Source organism: Sphingobacterium wenxiniae, from assembly GCF_900116225.1.
In the GTDB taxonomy this organism is placed as follows: domain Bacteria; phylum Bacteroidota; class Bacteroidia; order Sphingobacteriales; family Sphingobacteriaceae; genus Sphingobacterium; species Sphingobacterium wenxiniae.
In genome coordinates this window covers 100,599-124,104 of record NZ_FOZZ01000004.1, presented here as the reverse complement: position 1 = coordinate 124,104, position 23,506 = coordinate 100,599, and the positions used below count along the sequence as shown (strand labels likewise).

Genomic DNA, 23,506 nt, shown 5'->3' with positions numbered 1-23,506 from the left:
AGGCATCACTATTGCTCAGTTAACGGTATAACAAATGAGCTTAAAGAGGATGAAAAATTATTTTTTTATAATCGTAATAGGGTTGGCTTCGTGTACAGGACAGGGAAACCGAGTCAATGAGGATGTGGCAAAAGATATTAGGGTTGACACAACTGCAAATATCTTATCCGAACAGTATAAATCTTACTGCTTCCTGCGGGCGGAAGGCATAAGTAATGAAGACACGACAATGGTTCAGTTTACAATCGATGCGGATCAAGTGGAGGGTAGCATGCGATGGATTCCTGCAGAAAAAGATAGCAGAAAGGGAACATTGGTCGGTAAGATTGTGGGTGATGAAATTACCGGCATTTGGAAATATATGCAGGAAGGAATGCAGGATTCAATGCCAGTACGTTTTAAACTGTCCACCGATCGCCTGCTGCAAAAACCATTAAAGGTAGATTCTGTTACAGGCCGACAAGAGACAGACGAAAGTGCGGGCTATACAGTGGTATACACTGGAGGTCACTGCACTGATGAGCGTTAGGGCTGTCTAAAAAGGTTCGCAAACCGCAAAAACGCGTCATTGCGAGGAGCGCAGCGACGAAGCAATCTGCGTTTTTGACATCATCAGATTGATTCGTTGTCTCGCAATGACGATGATGTTGCGGTTTTTAGACAACCCCTTACTATATATGTGGCACTGTTACTGATATAAAAGGGTTAACGATGCAACCACTGCAGGATATTCCGCAACAGGTGAACATGATCCCGAGCATCGGGATGGTTCATTCCTCTTTCTTTACTGTTTATTCCTTGCAGCAAGGCAGTAAAAGGTGCGGCATCAGCAAAAATGCAAACACGACCTTTGCCACAGTTTAATATAGCCCCATTCGCCAGGTGTTGACCGAAAATATAAGGTATATTGTCACGGATAGCGGTTTCCATATCTTTGACTTTGGTTGGAAAATAGACGCGGTATTCTTTACCCAATCTGGAGAAGACCACTGCCTCTTTCGGTGGAATAAAACCACCACCTCCCCAGCAACGTATCTGGTTTACTTTTCTCCCCTCCATATTGGTTACGGCTGTCGGCAGGAGATTACCTAAAGTGTCGTTGAACAATTCGGCACCGCCATCAAGGCGATCGGTAAAACCATTCATCATATTAAAGCCAAATCGTGCAGCCAATTCACTGACAGCACCTGCACAAGGCATGTGATCGGTAATGATAAACAATCCGCCGCCCTCATCGTGCACCCATTTATAAAGCAATTCAATCTCTTCTTCACTATAGATAGATGCGTTGGGAAGATCCCAGTTGGAGGGATGGCTCAAAACATTGGCTGTCACAAATAATTTTACTTTGGAGAGCGCCTCCTTACTGATTACAGCGGATTGGTCCCGTAGCTGATAGCCTTCTGCCCGCACAATATCCGCAAAGGTTTTGTATTGCCCGGTTAAGGAAAAGGCATTGTGGTGGTTAGTGTCATACAGTATCAGAGGGCCATCTTGGTCAGGATACAGTGGGTTATCAATCTTGACCTCAAAATTGGGATCAGAAACTGTTTGTGCGAACAGATGGGGAGTTATCAAGCACCATATACACAAAATATAAAGAGAATATACCCTTTTAGCGTCCATTGACCAAAGAATACTATAATTTATTTCGCTTGCTACTTTCATATCTATCTTTTTTCTTTAACCCAAATATCATCTTCGAAACAACGTATCTGTAGATTCGCTTCCTGTCTTTCAAAGGAGACAGGCATAGCGTTTTCCTGATTGATGAATTCTTGGTCGGTAATACTCTCTAAGGGTATGCGTTTTCCATCCCAGGTTTGTACAAGAACCAAGTCTTCTCCTTCAACGACTATGTCGATTATGTGCGTTGAATCCCGCTGGAGACGATAGCTTCCGACATATAATTTAGCCAGTGCGGGCGATAAAGTTTGTCGCTTTGTGGGATCAAAATCAATTTTAGTCAGTGTCACCCTATTTAGGATCTCTACGGCGGTGGGCTGGATAGCATCGAACGCAACCTTATTCCGTTCTTCGTTGGATTCAAAGGTCAAATCACCCGTTTGTGTCAGGGGATATTGTCGACCATCCCAGACCTGTTTTGCTGTCAACTGCTTGTCGATAACTTCAAATTGAATGTAAGCAACACGGTTAGGGAAACGATAGAATCCTTCAAAATCGTGTAAAATGTTCGGTGTTGAAAAACGAAGATATGCACTGGTCATGGAAACTTGCAGTGTTGCTAAACACACAAGCGAAATCAGGAAAATGATTTGTTTTTTTAGTTTTTTCATCTTTACAATTATTTTGTTGAACAGGACAAGGTTAGCCAATCCCCTCACGGGAATAGTCCGTCTGGATAAATCTGTAAAGAATAATAATGAACTTATTGTTGAATCTGTTGCAGGTAGTGTTTTGGTGTCATACCTACTTCCTGTTTGAAAGCGGTATAAAAAGTAGTTTTGGAATTGAATCCTGAGCGGATAGAAATCTCGTAGATACTATAATCCTCGTTCGCTGTGTTTTCTAATAATTGCCGGGCATGGCGGATGCGGTAACCGTTTATAAACTGATAAAAACTAAGTCCTATGCCAGTGTTGAGCACATAAGAAAGTTCGTGCACCGACAATCCGACCTGCTCCGCCAAGATGGGCAAATTAATAGTGGGATCAAGATAAGGTTGATCCTGTTTCATCATCTCCAGCAACCGCTCTTTGAACAAAGAAACCTGATCTGCCGTTAAACGTTCCTTATCTTTGGAAATAACCGCTTCTTTAATGACAGGCACCTGATTGTTGGATACTGGGTATATTGCCGTCTGTGAGAGGGCATAATAACTGTATTGTACAATACAAAGTAAGTATAATGCGTCAACTATAGGTGAAAACAAAGGGAAGAATCGTCCGGAAAAAGACAGGACACCTAACAAAAAGAGGATACCAAGCAGTTTTTGTATCCAATTGAGATCAATATTGCCCGCCTGGGAAGTGAACTTTTCTACACTTAATCGGTGTTGTTTTAATAAGAAATTAGACCAAACAGCGTAAAGCAGCAGCTGGAAATACAAAAAATACCGGATCACATAAACCCCAAAGGCGGGCAAAGTGTAATTTCCGGTTAATATAGGGAATAAAAAGAGTGTAGGAAGAAAATGGATAAGATAGTGTGTGTAGGGTTTTTCCGGTGAAATATAAAGATTTAAGGCGACAAAGAAACAGGGAAGGATAGCCCACCGCCCGAATTCTAAAAAGAATAATAAGGGTGTCTGCTCTTCCGCATTAACCGCATCCAAAAGAAGTTGTATGAATACGCAGGAGAGAAAAAAACTACAGATACCTAAAAATAGATTTGCCTGCTTATTGACCTTGGGAAGGTTAAACATAAGCAGGAGAGAGAGCAGAAACAAGCTGCCCCCACATAATCCATAAATCAATGCTTGATACACCATAGTATTCTTCTAAAGCTTAAAGAGAAGCATATGTTTGGATATGTTCTCTGTAAAAGCTATTGCAAAAATGGTAAAAAAGAACCGTACTTAGGTCCGTCTGTATACAGACGGACCTAAGTACGGTTCTTTAATCAAAATTCTGTAGCTTTAAACTATGGAACAGTATTTTTCGCCCGTGATTACCGTTGAAGATCTGTTGTCTTTACAAGGACAAGAGGATGTGGTTATTATCGATGCTTCGAATGATAAGGACGCTTATCAAAATTACAAGAAAGCACATCTAAAAAATGCATTGTTTTTGGACATTGAAACACAGCTTGCAGGCGCACATGAAGATGCGTCAAAAGGAGGGAGGCACCCTCTGCCGGAAGTATCTGCTTTTGTAAAAACCCTGGGCGGTTTGGGTATTGCTCCCGACACGCATGTTGTGATTTATGACCATGCAAAAGGTGCCAATGCGGCATCCAGATGTTGGTGGATGTTGAAAGCAGTCGGTCATGTCAAAGTGCAGGTGCTGAGTGGAGGTTTTGAGCGTGCACAGCGTGAAGGCTATCCCTTGTCGGAAGAATTGGTCGAGCCTGTGGTAACGAATTATGGGTATAGGGGTGATTGGTTGCTCCCGAGGGTAGATCTTGACGTAGTGGACAAAGCGAGCAGGGATAATAGCTATACGATTATTGATGTACGGGAGGAAAAACGGTACAATGGCGAATTTGAACCGATAGATTTTGTTGCGGGGCATATTCCCCGGGCAATCAACATCCCCTTTTTTGTTAATTTTGATGAAGAAGGTCTTTTTAAGGAAAGGGATGTTTTGCACCAGTTTTATAAGCAGGTATTTGAAGGACATGATGCGGAAAAGATTATTGTGCACTGTGGTTCCGGAGTGACGGCCTGCAATACAATCCTTTCGGTGTATCATGCAGGGCTTCCTGTTCCTAATCTGTATGTCGGCTCTTGGAGCGAATGGAGCCGCAATGACAAACCGATTGCAAAAGAAATATAGTTTTGTAAGCGGTTGTGCATTATCATCCTTCTTTGTCATCCTGAGGCTTCGACAGGCTCAGCCTGACATTTGTCGCTGTGTCTCTCGTCTGGGCCGAGACACGCTCGCCTCTGGTGATGGAAGGATAGACATATCGTGCTTCCTTCACCATATTCGACTGTATCTTCTAACCACGGACTTCGCGGCGCATAAAGCTGGCATAGGCAAGCGCAAAGCAGACCATGGTAGCGGCAATCATTCCGCTAAGCTGCGGCCAGACTATCATGATACTTTCTTTTAAAGGCAAAGGGGCAGGAATAGCTCTCGCCATTTGTTCCATGGTTACTGGGCCTAAACTGCGTACTGATGGCATTAATAAAGTGGTCGTCGCATCCGTATACAATTGGCTTGGGGATATACGTAGCCAGTTTAGTATCAGATCGTTGTATGTTACCCATTGTTGTGGGGAAAGCGTATTCGGGTCGGGCAAAAAAGAGCGTATCGTCAGATTGACCACTATAGGATAAAATATAGTGAAAAACAACCAGATTCCTATGGCCATGAGGGCAGAAGTGGCTGCCTGCTTAAAGCGTATGGAAAGTAAAATGGACAGGCTCAACCAGAATGACACATATAATATGCTGAGTGCTACAAAACTAAAAATGCGAAGGACTTCCTGAAGATCAATACGAATACCCGTTAAAATCAACCCCGTACCCAACATCAATAATGCTAATGCACTGAACAGTATGCTCACAATAAGCATAGGGCTTAGGAATTTTGCCAACAATAGATTGTCCCGGTAGATGGGCTGCGCTATGAGTCGGGAAAGCGTTCCTCCGTTCTGTTCCGCGTTGATCGCATCAAATCCAAGGCTAATCCCCAATAAAGGAGCTAAAAAACCTAAAAAGATGTGGAAAGGTGGCAGACTGTTATCCGTGACGGTTAGGAGCTTAAGATACACAAACGCCCGATCAGGATCCTGCAAATTGGACAAGCTCCCTTTTAGATTGGATAGAGAAACGTACATGGATGCCAGAAAGGTCAGCCCAACTAACCCGATCAGGATGATAAAACGCCAGCTTCGGATATGCATGGCTGTTTCTTTATGGATAAGCACCTGTAAGGGTGTTGTCTTATGGTCTTTCTGGGGCTTGCTTATCGCGTTTTTTGAAAAAAGGTCTTTGAAAGAGAGGGAAAGATTTTTCATGGACACTGCTATTATGTGTTTTGTTCTCAAAATATTTCTGATAGATTTCGTCAAGACCGTAGTCTTTTCGGTGTACACCAATGATGTCACATTGCTTGTGAACCAAGAAATGAACAATATTGGCGGTAATATCCTCTTCGCACAGGACTTCAAGCTTGTTGTCCTGTAAGGATACCTGCTTTACATGTGGCTCCTGCCCGAGTTCTTCGACAATAGATTCCAAGCCCGAACCACTTTGTAAAGTAATGGCTGTGACATAGCCCTCTTTATCAAATAAATTTTTGGATAAAGAAGCTATGTTGCCTTCTACGAGTAGTTTGCCATCGACAAAGATGCCTACTCTGTCGCAGACTTGCTGAACATGGTGTAGATGATGACTGGATAGCAGAACGGTAAGTCCTTGCTGGTGGCTCAGTTGTTTGATGAGGGTGAGAAATGCCTGTACACCGCTTGGATCAATCCCCAGTGTAGGTTCGTCCAGGATAATGACTTCAGGGTTTTTAATCAGTACATCTGCGAGCCCAAGGCGTTGCTTCATACCACGTGAGTAAGCTCCGGTCTTCTTGTGCATATCTTGGGTAAGCCCTACCGTTTCTAATAATCGGACTGCGGTCTCCCTCGCTTCTTTTTCAGCAAGTCCATTGATCTTTCCAATGAAAACGAGGTTGTCCAGTCCGCTTAGGTTGTCATAGAATCCTACGCTGTCGGGGAGATAGCCCACTTTCTTTTTTACATCTATGGGTTGACGGGTGGCATTGTAACCGCAGACATAAGCAGTGCCCTCGCAAGGTTCCGTTAGTCCCAGCATCATGAGGATACTGGTGGTCTTTCCTGCTCCGTTTGGACCTAATAGTCCAAAGATTTCACCCTTATGTATGGTCAGGTTAAGCTTGTCCACAGCGACAAGTTTGCCATATCGTTTGGTTAAGTTCGTTAAAGCTATTATCGGATCATGCATTGCTTTTTACATTAATTGATGCCAATAATTATCTCTCTATCTTCTTCCGTACTTACGGATAAGGTAATAAATTAAACCTATGGCCGCGAGTATAACCAATATGCCTATCCATCCGGAAAGCAGCGAAGTCTTGACGATGATGCGAAAAGAAACTTCAGCCTGGCTGTTGGGGTTTTTGGCCGTCAATTTAGCGACATAATCCCCTGCAATGGTCTTTTCAGGAACTTTTAAGGATGCCTTTACATCGACGGACTTACCCGGTTCAAGCTGCTTGAAAGAAGAAGGTTCAAAGGTGCATCCCCATTGGGTAGGAAGCTGCGAGCTCAGCTCCACATCGTTCAAAGGCAGTGTCCCCGAGTTTTTAACTACCAATTGTATCTCCTGATGTCCTCCGGCGACAACCTCTTCACTGAGTTTTCCTGTAGGGGTTGTCAGCTCGATGGCATAAGAGCCTTTGACCACAGCTTCGAGATGAAGGGTTAAAGAATCCTTAGCGGAGATTGCATGTACCGGTATCTTGTACTTATCCGGTTTTGCTGCAAAGGCGGCATTGATTTCTACGCTGACATCGCGTGTTTGACCCGGAGATACACCGAGTGAGGTAATTTGACTTCCTTCAGCACGGAAAGTGACCAGCCATCCCGGAGGTAAATCAGCCTTTAGGTCATAAATCAGCTCCTCTTTGGAAGCGTTGTGAATAGTTGTGTTGTACCGAAAAACTTCGCTTGAGGCAGCCTCGATATTCATGAGTCTGGTCTTGAAACTGGAGGTGTCCGAAGCAGGTGTTTGCGCTGTAACGGTATTTACAATGCCTGTAAATAATACAAAAAAAAGAAAATGTTTGAGTCGGGTAATTAATAATCTTGTCAACATAATCCAATAACTAAAATTTTATAAATGATAGCCTAAAAAAAATGTCTCTATGAATAATATTTACCTGTGAAGGTTTTTATAAATGCGGTGCTAAAATAAAAAGGGAATTTTAATTTTCAAATAATTGTGCGAAAATTTTGTTAAAAAAGCCTATATAAATAGGCTAAACAGTGATACTACTTTTAATCTCCAACAACTCTTTTTCGTGCTTCTGCGCATGAACGTAGCCAATCTGGTAAATTTCATCTATCTTTTTCGTGTCGAAGGTATTGAACCGGTTTACTTCGTCCAATTGCATATAAAGGTCGCAGGCACTTGGAGCATCTTTGCGTATGCTGGAAGTAGTGATACGTATGATGCGTGACATAACCTCGCGAAAACCTAATTTACCTTCGGACTTATAAAGGGGTTCCACATTAACACCGATACTCTTATTGCATGTAGCCCGAATCTGTTCCACGGGGAAGTTATTCATCAAGCCGCCGTCACAGAGATACGTATTGTCCTGATAAATTACCGGAGAGAACACCATAGGGAAACAACAAGAAGCCTTGACGGCAAAGGATAACGAGCCTTGGTTGAAAATCAGTGATTTGGCATTGGTCAAATCCGTGACAGAGACATATAACGGCATTTTCAGCCCTTCAAAGCTATCATGGGGAATATATTTCTGTACGATAGTCTCAAAGATATTTGCGCTAAACAGCCCCCCTTTCAAAACCGAGATACCAGAATAGTTAAAGAAGTTTTCTTCTTTGGCAAATTGTAACACTTCTTTCGGGGAATAACCTGCCGCAATGAATGCACCAACCAACGAACCGGCACTCGCACCCGAAATCGCTGAAATTGGAATCTCCAATTCCTGAAGATATTGCAAAATCCCCAAATGGGCAATTCCTTTGAACCCTCCGCCCGAAAGCGTAATACCTATCTTATTATTGACAACCATGTTGTTTTTTTAATTCAATTCTTTTAGTATTTCCTGTATAGCACGTTCCAATTGCGGATCTTTGTCGGCAATACGGTCTGCGATAGTGTTTTTAACATAAATATCCGGAGCAACGCCTGTAAGTTCCAAATCCTCACCTTCCAACGTATAACATCCCCAAGCCGGAATCCGGTAGGAAGAACCGTCAACCAGACCTTTTGCCGAGGTAAAGATAATCCAGCGATAAGTTTCCGTACCGATGATTTTGCCCAGTTTCAAGGCTTTGAATCCTGCTGCGGTCATCTCCGCATCGCTCAATGACTGCTCGTTGATTAAGAGCACGATAGGCTTACCTCCCGGGGCAAAGTTGCTCTGCGGAGCTTTCTTGCCACCACGGTATTGCCATTGCAGGTAAGGACGTTGCGAAAGGAAGCGCAGCACCTCATCGTGTACATTTCCACCGGTATTGTAACGAAGATCCAGAATAATACCGTCTTTGTTGTTCTCTTGCTCAACCATGTCTAATAAAAACCGTTCTAATTCACCACCACCCATATTTTTCATGTGCGAATAAGCAATGCGGTTTTTGCTGAGTTGGTCTACGCGTTGGCGATTGTCTTTTATCCATTCGTTATAAAGCAAATCTTTAAAACTAACGCTGTTGAGCGGACGAATATTGACCGTATGCTCTTTGCCTCCGCGAGCTACCGTAAGTTGCATTTCTGGAGCTAACGACGGCAAGGTGAAATAAGCATCGCGATCTTTCGTCGGGTCTATCCGTTGTCCGTTGACAGCAACAATCTTGTCGCCAACTTTCAGGTCTACACCCTGACGAATGGCTGGGCTGTTCTGCACCAACGCAGCAATCTGTAACGGATTGTCATCACTATAGACAATGCCTGTTTCGTTCGTGACGAAATTGAAGCTTTTTTTCTCTTCCACTCCCATGGAATTGAAGCCCAGATGCGAGGAATTAAGTTCGCCGAGCATGTCGTTCAGCAGGGTGCGCAAATCCGTGCGGTTGTTGATGCCGTCCAGATAACCGGCATACTTGGTTTTGATGGCTGTCCAATCCACTCCGTGAAAATCAGCATCATAGAAATTTTCTTCAATACCTGCCCAAGTTTCGTAGAACATCTGTCGGAATTCCTGCGCCAGATCTTTGTTGAATTTAAAGGTTGTATTGATCTTGTCCAGCTTGTTGGCGTCGATATTATACTTCTGTATAGCACCTCCACTTAAGGTGTAATATTTTCCACTGATTTCGGTAATTTCTCCTACCCAGCCATCGGCTACTTTCTCGGTTTTGGTTTCGCCGAAATCCTCCGTCACTTTGCGATACAGCGCATTCTTCCCCTCATGGTTGGAACCAAAGAAAACGTATGTCTTTTCGCCTTTCTGGAAGACCTGAGGATTGGACTGCGTACCGGAAGAAGGACTGACTAAGCTGACCCTATCCAACAGATTATCAAAGTCAATACGGACAACAGGTTTTTTATTGTCAGCAGTGTTGGATTTTTCCTGTTTCTTGGTCGTGTCTGCTGCATTGTTCTTGCTGTCGGCAAAAAGATCGTCAAACTTGCTGTGGCGATAAGGTTCATCCACATGCTCTAAGGCCAGGCGATAGATGCTGGCGAATTGCATTCCTGTTGGATAAGAAGGCTTGGTGCGGTTGCTGGCAAAATAGATGTATTTGCCATCTGGCGACCAATATGGGCTGGTTTCGGATACGCCGGTGTTGGTCAGGTTTGTGGTTTTGCCGGTCGCCAGTTCGTGTATAAAAATATCCTGCTCAAAATTGCGTACTGCGGTGAAGAGGACATACGCTCCATCCGGAGAAAATGATGGTGCTGAATTTTGGAAAGCCCAGATTTCATCATTTACCAATACCGTGCTTTGCAAAGAGCCCAGATCCATCAACCGTACTTCATCGCGCCCACTCAGATAAACAGCTTTGCTGCGGTCGGGGTTGAACGCTATATTGCGGTTGTTGCGCAGGTCTTGCGTATGCTGTTTGGCATCTCCTTCTCCATCCGCACGGCGTGTGAACCAATTAAGGTAGCCCTGGTAAGTTTGGCTGTAGAGCAATGTCTTGCTGTCTTTCAACCAGCGGACTTCCATCACGCGTTCGCCGCTGCTGGGCATCTGACGGATAAATTTGCCTTCGATGTCGCTCACGAAAAGCTCACCGCGCGAAACAAAAGCCATTTTCTTGCCATCAGGCGAAACATCGAAGAAGCTAATCGTATTGCTGATATCAAACTCTTTGTGCTTGCCTAATACCTGATTGCGGACGACCTGTATCTGTGGCTGTAAAGTCGTTTTGCTGTTGACATCGTAGACAAAAACCTGGTAGTCTTTTTCAAACACGACCTTATTGCCGTCGGCAGATACCACGGGACGTTTGATGGATTGCTCATACTGTGTAAGTGCGGTTTTTTGTCCGTTTTGAAGGGTATACAGATTGTATTCATCATTGCCTTCATCGGAAGCAAAAAACATATTTCCGTTGCGATCTACACTTGGCCAAAAATCTTTCCCGATATAGTCTGTATATTGTTTGAATGTCTTTTGCTTGGGGTTATAACCGTATATATCAGGGTTGAAAGCTCCTTTATAGCGCTTGCGGTTGGCGGAGGAGTAGCTTTCCCAGGAGTCGTTGTACAGAAGCTCGCCAGATGGGGTTTCCACAACGCCGTGAATAAAATTGAAAAAATGCGGGAAAATACGTTGTGCCGTTCCGCCGCTTCGGTTTACTTTATAGGCGCTGAAACGGTTGTAGCGGGAAGAAGTGAAGTAAATTGTTTGATTGTCCCAACCCCAGCTGTCCACTTCATCAGTGCCGTCGTGGAAGGTAAGCTGCTGAATATCGCCGCCGGCAAGAGGCATGCAGTAGACATCCATATTCCCGTTCTGGTTGGCAGAGAAGGCCAGCCATTGCCCATCCGGTGAAATACGAGGGGCAATTTCATTCCCTTCCATGGCGGTTAGGCGAAGCGCTGTTCCGCCGGCGGTAGGGACTTTCCAAAGGTCACCTTCGAAGCTGAAAACGAGTGTATTGCCGTCGGGGCTTAATGTCGGATGTGAAAGAAAAGAAGGTTGTTGTGCGATGCTACAGAAAGAGACACCGGCGGATAAGGCTAATAGAAGAAGCTTTTTTATCATAATATATGGGCAATCAAGTTATTGTTTCTAAACAAAGGTATTAAAATATATGGATGCTAAAAGGCACAGAGGGCACAAATATGTGCATACGATTTTATTGCACAAGAAGGTGAATTTAGTTAAGTTTGAGGAATATGAAAAAGCGGATAATACTATTGTTACTTTGTTGCTGGGTGGGATTCTCGCAGGCGCAGAATGCCAATGGTGCTAACTGGATTATCGGTCCGGCAGTAGGATGGCAGTACCAAAGCGGTAATTTTCTTAAAGTTGGCGGTTGGGGGCTTTTTGCACCAAACAATTACCAATATATGAAAATCCACGCAACGGCTAATTTCACCTGGATGCGATCACAAACAATGGTTATCCCGGAGCTGGGGTTTACGTATTATCTAAGTGATCGATTGATTTTTCCATTTGTGAAAGCGGAAGTAACACCTTACACGCTGACACCGAAAATCGGGATTGGCATATTGTCGTTAATAGATTTAGATCTGGGTTATGGCTTTGATATGCAGACGAAAACAGGATTTAAGCCTTTGAAAGGTATTTCAGGAGGAGTGACGCTGAACATCCCGTTGAATTTCTACTTAAAGCGATAAAAACCACCGAATACACCATGGATTTATTTCGTGATTTACATCAACCTACTGGGCGTATTATACATCAATCGGAGAAGGATTACCTGTTCTTCGGGGGGACATCCTATCTGGGATTGCCAACCAATCAAGATTATATTGCACTTTTCAAGGAAGGTATTGATAAATATGGGTTAAATAACGGCACTTCGCGCAGCAATAATGTGCAGCAGGGGATTTATGACCTGGCGGAGAGAAATATGGCTTTGCGTTTTGGTTTTGAAGAAGCACTGCTGGTGTCAAGTGGTTATTTGGCGGCGCAGCTGGCGGTTCGGCAATTGCAGGCATTGGGCGAGATGCTGTATGCCCCGGGTACTCACCCAGCTTTGTGGCTGGAGAATGAAGTGCCTTATTCCGTAGAAAGTTTTGAAGATTGGGCAACACGTACTGTCAATTACATTAACCATTCGGATAGGGATGATTTTATAGTGGTGTCCAATACCTTGGATAACCTTACGCCGCAACGATTTGACTTTTCGCCGTTCAAACAGCTAGCCCCGTATAAAAAAGTTTACCTGCTTTTGGATGATTCGCATGGAATTGGTATCGCTGTGCCTAATCGGTGCTATGTGGATAGGGAAGCCTTGAATATTCCGCAGGTAGAGCTGCTGGTTGTAGCCTCGCTGGCCAAAGGCATGGCTACGGATGCTGGGGTTATACTTTGTAGTGCGTCAATGGCTGCCTTGTTGAAACCGTCCCCTTTCTTTCGGGGAGCTTCTCCTCCAGCGCCGACAGCTTTGCATGCTTTGGTAGCGGGCGAAAGGATTTACCAGGACGCTGTGGCTATGCTGCACAATAATATCGATTATCTACGTGCCCGTGTCAGCGATACTGTTAACTATCTTTCCGATTTTGCTGTATTTACGATAGCAAAAGAAACTGCTTTTGCTGATTTTCTGAAGCGAGGAATTCTGATTTCCAGTTTTTCATATCCACTTCCAAATGATCCGCCAATTAACCGGATTGTGCTTTCGGCGCACCACCGACAGGAAGATTTAGACCGTTTGTTGGAAGTGGTTAATTCATTGTAGTAAAATGTTGAAAACTAATGCTGTAATTTGTTTTCTTTCTTAGTTTTTATGCCGTTTTTATTTTGTAGGAGCATAATCGATTGATACATAAAAGTTTCGGGTTAGTCATGTTTCGCAAAAAAACACAAATAAATTTTTAAACATCATAAAAAAAAGATACTTTTGCATCCCCAAACAGACATTGCGTTAAGGGTTGAGAAATAAATAATTACAGTAAAATAGATATGACTAAAGCAGAAATTATTGCAGAAATCTCTAACAAAACAGGCTTAGAGAAAGTAGATGTTCAAGAGACAGTTGAGGCATTTTTCAAGGTGGTAAAAAATGCAATGATTAGCGGAGAGAATGTGTATGTTAGAGGTTTTGGAAGCTTCGTAGTGAAAAAAAGAGCGGAAAAAACTGCACGTAATATCTCAAAAAACACAGCTATTATTATCCCTGCCCACTATGTGCCAAGTTTCAAACCAGCAAAAGTTTTTGTTGAGAAAGTAAAACAAGGAAATAAATAAGGAACGCTATGTTAAATACCAAACAAATAGTAGTAATCGTGGTCGTTGTGGCTATTATGGGCGCATTGTTGGCACGTCCTATTAAAGGTTTGGTAGGTGAAGATAAAGGCCAGGCTTCTGAATCGACTGAAAACTCGTCAGCATATAATTTCAAAAGTGTATCGGATATCTCCAAGCAAGGTCTTAACCCGACCTTAGCTGCGGAAATCAACGCTTTGGAAGAGCAGGTTGCCAAGGCAGAAGGTGATGAGAAGCTTGCTTTATTGGAGCAATTGGCTCAAAAGTGGGATGATTTAGCGAAATATGCCCCTCAAGGTTTTGTTTATGAGGAAATGGCAAAAATTTCTCCTAAATTTGACTACTGGTTGAAATCCGGTGATGCCTATCGTTCGGCATACACCAATTTACAGGATACAGCCATGGCCGCTGAGCTTAATCGATTGGCTATTCAGTCGTATGAGAAAGCTGTGGAACTGAACGAAAACAGCTTGGACGCTAAAACGGGTCTTGGGGCTGCTATGGTAACAGGAACAACAGGTAATCCGATGGCCGGCATTGCCTTGTTGCGTGAGGTAGTAGAGAAAGATCCAAAGAATGTTCAAGCAAACAGAACTTTAGGCTTGTTCTCTTTGCAGTCTCGTCAGTTCGATAAAGCAATCGAACGTTTTAAGACCGTGATTGAATTAAGTCCTGATGCTGAATCATATTTTTATTTAGCCACAGGCTATGAAAATATTGGGTTGAAGAATGAGGCTATTGCTGCTTTTCAAAAAAGTAAGGAATTGGCATCTGATCCGACCCTGTCGCAGTTCATTGACAGACGTGTCGAAGAACTAAGTAAGTAATTAACATATTATTCATAATTAAAAAACATTAAAGCTATGCCAAGCGGAAAAAAAAGAAAAAGACACAAAATGGCTACTCACAAACGTAAAAAACGTTTAAGAAAAAACAGACACAAGAAAAAATAAGCTTGTGAGTCTTATTGGCTTTAGCCACAAAAGACTTTATACAATCTATGGTTTTACCTCGGTCGGATCATAGATTGTATTTTTTTCATGAACAGGTTTTTTAGGTTTCATCAGGCTCAGTATCTTTATTAGATTTACTGAGGCCTTAAATAAGTAGCTGTTGGTAAAGGAATTAATTATCGATTCAACTCCCGACAAGGGGGTGACTATTGCTTTACTACAGGACAAACAGCTTGTTGAGCTGAACAGGGAACAGGCCGATAATAACTTCGCTGTAGGCGATATTTATCTGGGGCGTATCAAAAAGATTATGCCAGGTCTGAATGCCGCTTTCGTAGATGTAGGCTACGAAAAAGATGCGTTCTTACATTATTTGGATTTAGGACCTCAGGTTCAGTCTTTACTCAAGTTGACCCGTATAGTAAAGAATGGCAGCTATCAAGAGAAGCTGCTCAATAGTTTGAAACTTGAAAAGGACATCGATAAAGCAGGGAAGATTTCGGACATCTTGAGCCGAAACGTGCTTTTGCCAGTACAAATAGCCAAAGAGCCTATATCTACCAAAGGACCCCGACTAAGTTCGGATCTGTCCATTGCTGGTAGATTTGTTGTATTGGTTCCTTTCTCAAGCACGGTTTCCATATCCAAGAGAATCAAGGGAAATGCCGAACGGACACGATTGAAAAAAATCGTGGAAAGTATAAAGCCACCAAATTTTGGGGTGATTATACGTACGGTATCCGAAGGAAAAGGGGTTGAAGAATTACAGAAAGACCTGCTGGACCTGATCTCGAAATGGGAACTGTTTACCAAACGCCTTAAAAGTGCGGAACCACCCCAGAAAGTGTTAGGTGAGATGGATAGAGCTTCTACCATTTTGCGTGATATCTTGACGGATGAATTCACACATATCTATGTCAACGATAGTACCCTGCACGACGAAGTAAAATCTTATGTACAGGAAATATCACCGGATCTGGAGAAAATAGTTAAGCTCTATAAGCATAAAGAGCCTATTTTTGACCATTACGGTGTTGAAAAACAGATAAAGGCGTCGTTTGGCAAAACGGTGAATCTGCAAGGAGGTGCGTATCTCGTTATTGAACACACCGAAGCGCTCCACGTCGTGGACGTAAACAGCGGTAATCGTATTGCCAGCAAAGAAAATCAAGAGGAAAATGCACTCCTTGTTAACAAAGAAGCTGCAAAAGAAATCGCAAGGCAACTACGCCTGCGTGATATGGGAGGTATTGTGGTGATCGATTTTATCGATATGCACAAACCCGCCAATCGGAAAGAACTTTATAGTTATCTGAAAGAATGTATGGCCAATGATCGGGCGAAACATACGATTCTGCCGCCAAGTAAATTTGGATTGGTTCAGATAACCAGACAAAGGGTAAGGCCAGAGATGAGTGTAGTGACCAATGAAAAATGTCCTGCATGTGAAGGAACTGGCGAAATCCGGTCAAGTATCGTTCTGCTTGACGACATTGAAAGCAATTTGAGCTTTATCTTACAGGAACAAAACGAAAAGGGAATAACGCTGGCCGTTCACCCTTACATAGGCGCCTACATCACGTCTGGTTTTATTTCGAAAAGGCTTAAATGGTTTTTCAGATACGGTAAGTGGATAAAAGTAAAGACGATTTCGTCATATTACTTGACACAATTTCGATTCTTTAATAGCAAAGATGAAGAAATCAAGCTGTAGAAAATATTATGAAAAAGGGATAACGACGGTTATTCCTTTTTTTGTATCTTTCAGTCCCACAGGCTGAAGTGGAAAAACTGCAGATGTAATAATACCAAATAAAGCTTACTAATGATGAATAAACCAAAAAGTTTAATAATAACAGCTGCTGCCACGATCCTCGTGTCGTGTCAAGAGGGAAGACAAACGCAAACATCCATCACACCTGATTGGACTTTGGGTGGTTTTCAGCGACCTGAAGGAGTCAATCCCATTATCTCACCTGATTCAAATTCTGTATTTCTCGACCCCATGTCGGGCAAGCAGGTAAGATGGGAAGAGAATGACACTTTTAACCCTGGCGCAGTGGTCAAAGATGATACACTATTCGTGCTGTATCGCGCCGAAGATAAGTTTGGGATAGGTATAGGTTTCCGAACATCTCGTTTGGGCTTGGCCAGCAGTACCGACGGGCTTCATTTTGAACGGTCAGAAGAACCGGTATTGTATCCTGCCGATGATAGCGAAAAACAATATGAATGGCCGGGTGGAGTCGAAGATCCTCGTATAGCTGTAACGGAAGATGGTACTTTTGTCGTATTCTATACCCAGTGGAACCGAGATACGCCTCGTCTGGGAGTTGCCACATCCAAAGACTTAAGGACATGGGAGAAACATGGACCTATATTTGCCAAATCAAAGTATACCAAGTTGATGGAGACTTCCCATAAATCGGCCTCGATATTGACAACTTTGAAGAATGATAAGCTTGTGGTCACCAAAATAAACGGAAAATATTGGATGTATTGGGGTGAGCACGGTGTTAAAGGAGCTACCTCGGAAAATCTTATCGATTGGGAACCTGTTTTAGACGACAAAGGAGAGTTAGCCAAGTTCATTGAAACCAGACCAGGTTATTTTGACAGCGCACTTACGGAATGTGGACCTCCTGCGATCTTGACCGATAAAGGCATTGTACTCTTATATAATGGTAAGAATCACGATGAAAAGGAACAGGCAGACTCTCGATTTACACTGGGCACGTATAGTGCAGGTCAGGTACTGTTCGACAAAAATGACCCTACTAAAGTATTGGATAGATTGGATACACCTTTCTTAAGACCAATGGAAGATTTTGAAAAAAGCGGACAGTATGTCGACGGCACGGTGTTTCTACAGGGGTTAGCTTATTATAAATCCAAATGGTTTTTATATTACGGCTGTGCAGATTCCAAAGTCGGAGTGGCGGTATACGACCCCGCCAAAGCCAGCCCCTTTGATCCGATACCTTAACAAGAAGGCTTATGCTGAAAAGTGATCTGATGCTTCGTTCATATATTGAAGGTACGCATATAGCTTTTTATGTATGTTTATATTGGAGTATTTCTTCCAATTGCTCTTCCACAGTGTTCGCCTTCAACCAGTGTATCCGTAATCCATCTTTTTCCATTTTACGGAAATAGGTCATTTGCCTTTTTGCATAACGGTGTATCTCCGTTTCCAAACGGCTGATAAAGGTCGGTTTATCCAACACTCCTTGTAGATAAAGGGATACATATTTATATTCTAACCCATAATATTGTAATTCGGCATGGGTTAATCCAACATCAAGCAGGTGTTGTACTTCGGTTATCAATCCGTTTTCTATTCGTTCGTTTAATCGGAGGCTGATATGGGTTCTTCTATCTTTCAAAGAAGGTTCTATGCCGAAGATAAGGTGAGGGTAATGCGGAGCTGATTTTGCTTTGAAGCCGGGATTTGCTTGAAGCCAGGTAAGAATTTCTATAGCGCGGATGAGCCGCTTGTGCGAGCTGCGGTCTATACGAAAATCGACAGGGGTAGGGAGCTGTTCAAGATGTAGGATTAATTCTTCTTTCGGCTTTTGTAACCATTCTTCACGTAAGACTTCATCTGTCGGGATTTCCATATAAGGCTGGGGTTGTAGCAGGGATTGTATATACATACCTGTGCCTCCACAGGCTATGGTGCTTTTTCCCTTCTTGACAATCTCTCGATAAGCTTTGTGGAAATCGTTTTGAAACTGAAAAATATTGTATTTCTCGCCGGGTTCGCAAATGTCAATCAGGTGGTAAGGGACATGTTTGTACTCTTCAAGATCTTTGCCGGTACCAATGTCCATTCGGCGATATACTTGCCTGGAATCCACGCTGATTATTTCTCCCTGAATACGCTGAGCTAGGGCCACAGCAAGTTTGGTTTTTCCGGAGGCAGTTGGCCCCAAGATGACCCATAATAAATCAGGCGGAAGATTGTCTCCCGCCTGTTGTATGCTATTGTGTTCTGAGGCGTTTATCACACCACAAATTTAGTCCATTTTTCATTGCTTTCGTTGCTTTCAACGACTGTTTGTACGAAAGCCATACCACGCACACCATCATCTACTGAAGGGAAATCCAATTCCTCCGGAGTTGGAGTATTGCCCTCGCGTTTGGCACTTGAGGTAAGTGCAAAGTTGCGATAGATATTGGCAAAGGATTCCAAAAGTCCTTCTGGGTGGCCCGCAGGTATACGTGTATTGTGTGTAGCGAAAGAGCTTAATGTGTACGGTGCAGCGTAGGCATTACCAGTGCGGTAAAGTTGACGTGGCTGGTCAAGCATTTTAATAATGAGGTTATTTGGGTCTTCGTTGGCCCATTCCAATCCACCTTTTTCACCATAAATACGTAATCTTACCGCATTTTCCTCACCTGCAGATATTTGCGAAGCCATCAATACGCCACGTGCACCGTTGTCAAAGCGTAGCAATACTGAACCGTCATCGTCTAATTGGCGACCTTCTACCAAGGTACTTAAGTCGGCACATAATTCAGTAATGCGTAGGCCGGAAACATACTCTGCCAAGTGTGCAGCATGTGTACCAATATCGCCCATTACCAAGGAAAGTCCGGATTTTTTTGGATCGGCACGCCATGCAGCGCCTGCATTGCCCTCTCTTTCGGACAAGCGGCTTAACCAACCTTGCGGATATTCTACAACGATTTTACGGATTTTGCCGAAATGCCCTTCTTTAACCATAGCTTTCGCCTGTTTTACCATTGGATAGCCTGAATAGGTGTGTGTTAAGCACAAGGTACGACCAGTTCTTTCTACGGTAGCTTTCAGGTCTTTAGCTTCTTCCAATGTAACGGTCATCGGTTTTTCTACTACGACATCGAAGCCGTTTTCCAAGGCCATCTTTGCTGGACCATAATGTAAGAAATTGGGAGTTACGATGGTTAGGAAATCCATACGTTCGCCTACTGGAAGCTGTGCTTCTTTGGTGATTAACTCTTCAAAGTTAGCATATACTCTGTCCGGAGCTACAAAAAGTTCCTCGCCTGATTGACGGGAAATTTCAGGGTCTACACTGAAAGCGCCACAAACAAGCTCTATTTTTCCATCCATAAAGGCTGCGATGCGGTGGACAGAGCCAATAAAGGCATCTTTTCCTCCACCAACCATACCCATACGTAATTTACGTTTCATACTGTTGCTAAAGTTTAAGTTTTAAAATTTATAGGTTAAATATACACATCGCTTTGGTTTTTTCATAATATGAGTACTAATTTCGTACTTCCTGAATTGTGTTTCAGATAACCTTGAGGGTATTTTTCCTGAAGTAGCTGGAGGTTTTGTTCGTTTGCGATATAATGTCGCTCTCCGTTAGTAATCCAAAAACGTTGCGGAGGGATTGTGCCAGTAGCGGCAAAACCGAGAGTTGTAAGGTTAGACTCCTGCGACCAATCTTTGTCTACATAAGTCATAATATTATAAGGATTAAAATCCTTAGCGAGGGCTCGAATAAGTTTGGATAGGCCTCCGACCACCCGAAGGTCAGATTTATGACAGAAGCGGAGTAGCTCAAACGAACGCTCTGTTTCTGGGATATCACGCATATGGCGGCCGCCACTAAATACTGCTAAGGAAATAAGCTCTCCGTTGCAGAATAGACCATACCTATACTTGCCGGGTAAGGCGACCTGTAGATGGTGTTCTTGTTGAAATTCCATGGCTACTTTCTTATCGATACGTGCGACTACGGTTTGTCTGGCGTAAATCGCTTTACCTCTACCTAAAAGAGCACTTAAGCGATGCAGAATTTTTGAGGAAGAGGTCTGTATCTGATCAATATCGATATGAAAGGTTCGAACAAGTGATGAATCGATTCGATGGGAAGCATTTTTGGAATAAAAGATAAGTATATAATCTTTGTCTTCAGGAAAAATGGTGTAATATTCGTCATGTTGATGGATTTTAAGAGGGTGCTCCATCCTGACCTCCAATTCACGTACGAACGCATAAATGACTTCTTGCTGCTGCATGCTACGGACAAAGTTACTACATTCTGCGGGGCTGTTTAAATTATTATTAATAACTTTGCAATCACATTGGAATAGTGCGGAAAGCGGTAGTTACGGAGAGAAAGGAAGATTGGCCGCAAGAATATCATAAATATTATTTTTACATGAAATTACCTATTGTAGCATACGGTGATCCTGTTCTGCGGAAAAAGGCAGAGGAAATAGATGAGGATTATCCTAATTTAAAACAACTCATCGATGATATGTTTGAAACGATGTATGCAGCTCGTGGGGTAGGTTTAGCTGCTCCACAGGTGGGCCTGCCCATTCGTTTGTTCGTTATTGATGCGTCACCATTTGCCGAAGATGACGAAGATGGAGAAGGCGATCCTTCACTAAAAGATTTTAAGAAAGTGCTGATTAATCCAATTATTATTGAGGAAAAAGGAGAGAAATGGGGTTTTAGTGAAGGCTGTTTGAGTATTCCGGATATCAATGAAGAGGTGATGCGTCCTTCTACGGTAGTCATCAATTATTTAGATGAAGATTTTGAAGAGCAAGAAGTGGAATTGACTGGTTTGGCAGCGCGTATTGTACAACATGAATACGATCATATTGAAGGTAAGCTTTTTGTCGATAAATTGGGACCGATTAAGAAGGCAATGATAAAAGGTCGGTTGGATGCGATTTCTAAAGGGATGATACGAGTTGGGTACAAAATGAGATTCCCCAATCTGAAAAATAAGAAGAGATAGCTAATAGCTATCTCTTTTTTGTTTTACCCGCCAACAACAGGCAGCGACAGTTTAAACCGGACGGCTAATAACCGAATAATAAATATTACTGCTGCACTAATAAAGGCATTGAGATTCGGGTCTACAGATAGTAAACCCAATAATACATATAAAATAGCGCCCGACAGACAGGCTGTGGCATAGATCTCTTTCCGGAAAATGAGTGGAGTTTCGTTCATTAATGTGTCGCGTATGACTCCCCCCATGACTGCGGAGAACATGCCAAATATAATCGCGGCGATAGGTGAACTGTCGTAAGCAAGGGATTTTTGTACACCCACGACACAGAAAAAACCTATTCCTAAAGCATCAAATAGAAAAAGTGTACGGGCTAACTTGTAAAGCTGGCGATTGGCAAATATAGAGATGGAAACGCCCACTAGGATAGCCAACAGGTAGTTGCCGTCGTCTACCCAAACTGGTCGAAGATTGAGGAAGACATCCCGAAGCGATCCACCACCGATAGCGGTAACAAACCCGGTAAAAGTAGCACCAAAAACATCAATGCCATGGCGATTGGCTGCCATCGCTCCCGATATCGCGAAGACCATAGTTCCTAATAAGTCAATGGCGTATATAATATTCATATGACCTTAACACTTAAGGGCGCAAGTATACACAAAAATTTGATAAGATAAGACTGGTTACTAATGTGTTTAGGTGGTTCATCACCTTTTTTAGACAGAAACTGTATGGTTTTATTTTTGTTCCTACCTTTGCAGAAAAAATAAAGGAATATGCGACAAAAAATCTTTCTCATCAGCTATCTTAAATTATTGGGGGGAGCAGCTATTGTGGCACTGGTATGTTGTGTATTGGCTTATTCCTTGAAGCATCTGACAGAGCATATAGAACACTTTATGTTGAATCATGTGGCACAGATAAATCCGGTCTTGTATATAATCCTGCCTTCTGTCGGGATAACGTCTATTTATTTTCTACGGAAATATATCTTTCATAATCGGAAGAATAAAGGGATACGAGAAATTTATACAACCTTGGAGACCCGAAAGGATCACTTGCCGTTTTTTAAAATCCCGTCGCATTATATCAACGGATTCCTAACGGTTATTTTTGGAGGTTCGACAGGGATTGAAGTCTCTACCGTGGTAGCGACAGCAACAGTTGGCAATCAGGTCTATAAGCGTGGATTCATGCCCTTGGCTTTTAAACGGGAGCTGATATGTGCAGGAGTGGTAGCAGGTGTAACGGTTCTGTTCGGCAGTGTGATTGGAGGTTGGTTATTTGCGATAGAGGTGATCGGGAAACGATTCGACAGAACGGTATTGTTAAGCTGTACAATGGCAGCTCTCGTTTCCTTTGGATTTGTATATTATTTTGATCATGGCTTTTTGATCACTATATCTGCACAAGAGTGGCATTGGAAGGCTGTGCCTTTTATGTTGGTGCTGGGATTGTTAGGAGGCTTATTGGCGACTTATTTTACACAGATTGTTATTCACTGTAAGCATTGGTTTGCACAGATAAAAAGTAATTTTATACGTGTAAATCTTGGAGCAATAGCTGTTGGTCTCATGATTTTCTTTTTTCCGTCTTTATATGGCGATAGCTACTCGGGATTGTCCCAGATGCTTACCTCGTTTACGCAGCCGGATGTTCTGGTAGGTTTGCCTTTGGTTTTGGGCACTCTTATCGTTTTAAAACCTTTGGTGGCATCGCTCACGCTGGGTGCAGGAGGTGACGGCGGTGTATTTGCACCAAGTATTGTCGCCGGTGCTTTCTTGGGGATTTTGTTTGCCTATCTCTGTAATAAATATGGAGGAATGGAGCTTCGGATTATAAATTTTGCGCTGATAGGAGCTGCTGCGACACTTTCGGCAGCAATTCATGGTCCATGGACAGCCATTTTCCTGATGTGCAGTATTGCACCGAATGGCTATCAGTTATTGTTACCATTGGGGTTGGGGGCTTTTGTAGCGTATCTATTATCCCGCAAATTATGTCCTTATAATGTGTATTCATACCAAGAAGCTTAAGTAAG

22 protein-coding genes are annotated in these 23,506 nt (G+C 42.9%); 10 read left to right on the top strand and 12 right to left on the bottom strand.

The features are described from left to right. Positions 1-49 precede the first annotated feature (49 nt). Positions 50-529: a hypothetical protein gene (locus BM375_RS07060; RefSeq protein WP_093364765.1), complete on the top strand. Its 480-nt coding sequence runs from the start codon at positions 50-52 to the stop codon at positions 527-529. A 176-nt stretch (positions 530-705) separates the two neighbouring features. On the opposite strand, the gene BM375_RS07055 is transcribed toward BM375_RS07060, so the two are convergent. The 3 genes from BM375_RS07055 to BM375_RS07045 form a co-directional block, all read right to left on the bottom strand. Beyond that, on the bottom strand, positions 706-1,668 hold the full coding sequence (locus tag BM375_RS07055) for a hypothetical protein (protein ID WP_093364764.1): 963 nt from the start codon (positions 1,666-1,668) through the stop codon (positions 706-708). 2 nt (positions 1,669-1,670) lie between these two features. Then, positions 1,671-2,297 (bottom strand): hypothetical protein, encoded by a 627-nt coding sequence (locus tag BM375_RS07050; protein ID WP_139227517.1) that lies wholly within the window; start codon positions 2,295-2,297, stop codon positions 1,671-1,673. 92 nt (positions 2,298-2,389) lie between these two features. Next, on the bottom strand, positions 2,390-3,451 hold the full coding sequence (locus BM375_RS07045) for an AraC family transcriptional regulator (RefSeq protein WP_093364761.1): 1,062 nt from the start codon (positions 3,449-3,451) through the stop codon (positions 2,390-2,392). A 154-nt stretch (positions 3,452-3,605) separates the two neighbouring features. On the opposite strand from BM375_RS07045, the gene BM375_RS07040 reads away from it, so the two are divergent. After that, a complete protein-coding gene (locus BM375_RS07040; RefSeq protein WP_093364760.1) occupies positions 3,606-4,457 on the top strand; it encodes a sulfurtransferase in 852 nt (283 codons plus the stop codon). A gap of 166 nt (positions 4,458-4,623) precedes the next feature. Here BM375_RS07040 and BM375_RS07035 read toward each other — a convergent pair whose 3' ends face one another. The 5 genes from BM375_RS07035 to BM375_RS07015 all read right to left on the bottom strand — a co-directional run bounded on the left by BM375_RS07035 (position 4,624) and on the right by BM375_RS07015 (position 11,570). Then, on the bottom strand, positions 4,624-5,646 hold the full coding sequence (locus BM375_RS07035) for an ABC transporter permease (RefSeq protein WP_093364759.1): 1,023 nt from the start codon (positions 5,644-5,646) through the stop codon (positions 4,624-4,626). Continuing rightward, positions 5,573-6,604: an ABC transporter ATP-binding protein gene (locus BM375_RS07030; protein WP_093364758.1), complete on the bottom strand. Its 1,032-nt coding sequence runs from the start codon at positions 6,602-6,604 to the stop codon at positions 5,573-5,575. The genes BM375_RS07035 and BM375_RS07030 overlap by 74 nt, the downstream gene beginning before the upstream one ends. 36 nt (positions 6,605-6,640) lie before the next feature. Continuing rightward, positions 6,641-7,477, bottom strand: a complete 837-nt coding sequence (locus tag BM375_RS07025) for a COG1470 family protein (RefSeq protein ID WP_093364757.1) — start codon at positions 7,475-7,477, stop codon at positions 6,641-6,643. A 163-nt stretch (positions 7,478-7,640) separates the two neighbouring features. Next, positions 7,641-8,426 carry a patatin-like phospholipase family protein gene (locus tag BM375_RS07020; protein WP_093364752.1) on the bottom strand — a complete coding sequence of 262 codons (786 nt, stop codon included), beginning with the start codon at positions 8,424-8,426 and terminating at the stop codon, positions 7,641-7,643. A 9-nt stretch (positions 8,427-8,435) separates the two neighbouring features. Then, positions 8,436-11,570, bottom strand: a complete 3,135-nt coding sequence (locus BM375_RS07015; RefSeq protein WP_093364751.1) for a S41 family peptidase — start codon at positions 11,568-11,570, stop codon at positions 8,436-8,438. A 134-nt stretch (positions 11,571-11,704) separates the two neighbouring features. On the opposite strand from BM375_RS07015, the gene BM375_RS07010 reads away from it, so the two are divergent. The 6 genes from BM375_RS07010 to BM375_RS06985 all read left to right on the top strand — a co-directional run bounded on the left by BM375_RS07010 (position 11,705) and on the right by BM375_RS06985 (position 17,702). Continuing rightward, positions 11,705-12,169, top strand: a complete 465-nt coding sequence (locus BM375_RS07010) for a hypothetical protein (protein WP_139227516.1) — start codon at positions 11,705-11,707, stop codon at positions 12,167-12,169. Positions 12,170-12,186: 17 nt separating this feature from the next. Beyond that, on the top strand, positions 12,187-13,236 hold the full coding sequence (locus BM375_RS07005; protein ID WP_093364749.1) for an aminotransferase class I/II-fold pyridoxal phosphate-dependent enzyme: 1,050 nt from the start codon (positions 12,187-12,189) through the stop codon (positions 13,234-13,236). Positions 13,237-13,460: 224 nt separating this feature from the next. Further along, positions 13,461-13,745: an HU family DNA-binding protein gene (locus BM375_RS07000; RefSeq protein ID WP_093364748.1), complete on the top strand. Its 285-nt coding sequence runs from the start codon at positions 13,461-13,463 to the stop codon at positions 13,743-13,745. 8 nt (positions 13,746-13,753) lie between these two features. Further along, positions 13,754-14,590: a tetratricopeptide repeat protein gene (locus tag BM375_RS06995; protein WP_093364746.1), complete on the top strand. Its 837-nt coding sequence runs from the start codon at positions 13,754-13,756 to the stop codon at positions 14,588-14,590. A gap of 286 nt (positions 14,591-14,876) precedes the next feature. Beyond that, positions 14,877-16,430 (top strand): Rne/Rng family ribonuclease, encoded by a 1,554-nt coding sequence (locus BM375_RS06990; RefSeq protein ID WP_093364744.1) that lies wholly within the window; start codon positions 14,877-14,879, stop codon positions 16,428-16,430. A gap of 111 nt (positions 16,431-16,541) precedes the next feature. Continuing rightward, a complete protein-coding gene (locus tag BM375_RS06985; RefSeq protein ID WP_212611638.1) occupies positions 16,542-17,702 on the top strand; it encodes a glycoside hydrolase family 130 protein in 1,161 nt (386 codons plus the stop codon). A 67-nt stretch (positions 17,703-17,769) separates the two neighbouring features. Here BM375_RS06985 and miaA read toward each other — a convergent pair whose 3' ends face one another. The 3 genes from miaA to BM375_RS06970 form a co-directional block, all read right to left on the bottom strand. After that, positions 17,770-18,726, bottom strand: a complete 957-nt coding sequence (miaA, locus tag BM375_RS06980) for a tRNA (adenosine(37)-N6)-dimethylallyltransferase MiaA (protein WP_093364742.1) — start codon at positions 18,724-18,726, stop codon at positions 17,770-17,772. Next, positions 18,723-19,895, bottom strand: coding sequence for a Gfo/Idh/MocA family protein (locus tag BM375_RS06975; protein ID WP_093364741.1), 1,173 nt, complete (start codon positions 19,893-19,895; stop codon positions 18,723-18,725). Before BM375_RS06975 ends, miaA begins: the two co-directional genes overlap by 4 nt. 62 nt (positions 19,896-19,957) lie before the next feature. Then, positions 19,958-20,731 carry a hypothetical protein gene (locus tag BM375_RS06970; RefSeq protein WP_093364740.1) on the bottom strand — a complete coding sequence of 258 codons (774 nt, stop codon included), beginning with the start codon at positions 20,729-20,731 and terminating at the stop codon, positions 19,958-19,960. A gap of 143 nt (positions 20,732-20,874) precedes the next feature. Between BM375_RS06970 and def the strand changes: the two genes are divergently transcribed. Continuing rightward, the gene (def, locus tag BM375_RS06965) at positions 20,875-21,465 is read left to right on the top strand and encodes a peptide deformylase (RefSeq protein ID WP_093365006.1); all 591 of its coding nucleotides are present in this window, start codon (positions 20,875-20,877) and stop codon (positions 21,463-21,465) included. Between the two features lie 23 nt (positions 21,466-21,488). On the opposite strand, the gene BM375_RS06960 is transcribed toward def, so the two are convergent. Then, entirely contained in the window at positions 21,489-22,091 is a 603-nt protein-coding gene (locus BM375_RS06960) for a trimeric intracellular cation channel family protein (protein WP_093364739.1), read from the bottom strand. 150 nt (positions 22,092-22,241) lie between these two features. Here BM375_RS06960 and BM375_RS06955 point away from each other — a divergent pair, with 150 nt between their 5' ends. After that, positions 22,242-23,501, top strand: a complete 1,260-nt coding sequence (locus BM375_RS06955; protein ID WP_093364733.1) for a chloride channel protein — start codon at positions 22,242-22,244, stop codon at positions 23,499-23,501. Positions 23,502-23,506 lie beyond the last annotated feature (5 nt).

Coding starts and splice junctions, on each gene's coding strand:
- BM375_RS07060 (WP_093364765.1), top strand. CDS start 50: ATGAAAAATTATTTTTTTATAATCGTAATAGGGTTGGCTTCGTGTACA.
- BM375_RS07055 (WP_093364764.1), bottom strand. CDS start 1,668: ATGAAAGTAGCAAGCGAAATAAATTATAGTATTCTTTGGTCAATGGAC.
- BM375_RS07050 (WP_139227517.1), bottom strand. CDS start 2,297: ATGAAAAAACTAAAAAAACAAATCATTTTCCTGATTTCGCTTGTGTGT.
- BM375_RS07045 (WP_093364761.1), bottom strand. CDS start 3,451: ATGGTGTATCAAGCATTGATTTATGGATTATGTGGGGGCAGCTTGTTT.
- BM375_RS07040 (WP_093364760.1), top strand. CDS start 3,606: ATGGAACAGTATTTTTCGCCCGTGATTACCGTTGAAGATCTGTTGTCT.
- BM375_RS07035 (WP_093364759.1), bottom strand. CDS start 5,646: ATGAAAAATCTTTCCCTCTCTTTCAAAGACCTTTTTTCAAAAAACGCG.
- BM375_RS07030 (WP_093364758.1), bottom strand. CDS start 6,604: ATGCATGATCCGATAATAGCTTTAACGAACTTAACCAAACGATATGGC.
- BM375_RS07025 (WP_093364757.1), bottom strand. CDS start 7,477: ATGTTGACAAGATTATTAATTACCCGACTCAAACATTTTCTTTTTTTT.
- BM375_RS07020 (WP_093364752.1), bottom strand. CDS start 8,426: ATGGTTGTCAATAATAAGATAGGTATTACGCTTTCGGGCGGAGGGTTC.
- BM375_RS07015 (WP_093364751.1), bottom strand. CDS start 11,570: ATGATAAAAAAGCTTCTTCTATTAGCCTTATCCGCCGGTGTCTCTTTC.
- BM375_RS07010 (WP_139227516.1), top strand. CDS start 11,705: ATGAAAAAGCGGATAATACTATTGTTACTTTGTTGCTGGGTGGGATTC.
- BM375_RS07005 (WP_093364749.1), top strand. CDS start 12,187: ATGGATTTATTTCGTGATTTACATCAACCTACTGGGCGTATTATACAT.
- BM375_RS07000 (WP_093364748.1), top strand. CDS start 13,461: ATGACTAAAGCAGAAATTATTGCAGAAATCTCTAACAAAACAGGCTTA.
- BM375_RS06995 (WP_093364746.1), top strand. CDS start 13,754: ATGTTAAATACCAAACAAATAGTAGTAATCGTGGTCGTTGTGGCTATT.
- BM375_RS06985 (WP_212611638.1), top strand. CDS start 16,542: ATGATGAATAAACCAAAAAGTTTAATAATAACAGCTGCTGCCACGATC.
- BM375_RS06975 (WP_093364741.1), bottom strand. CDS start 19,895: ATGAAACGTAAATTACGTATGGGTATGGTTGGTGGAGGAAAAGATGCC.
- BM375_RS06970 (WP_093364740.1), bottom strand. CDS start 20,731: ATGCAGCAGCAAGAAGTCATTTATGCGTTCGTACGTGAATTGGAGGTC.
- def (WP_093365006.1), top strand. CDS start 20,875: ATGAAATTACCTATTGTAGCATACGGTGATCCTGTTCTGCGGAAAAAG.
- BM375_RS06960 (WP_093364739.1), bottom strand. CDS start 22,091: ATGAATATTATATACGCCATTGACTTATTAGGAACTATGGTCTTCGCG.
- BM375_RS06955 (WP_093364733.1), top strand. CDS start 22,242: ATGCGACAAAAAATCTTTCTCATCAGCTATCTTAAATTATTGGGGGGA.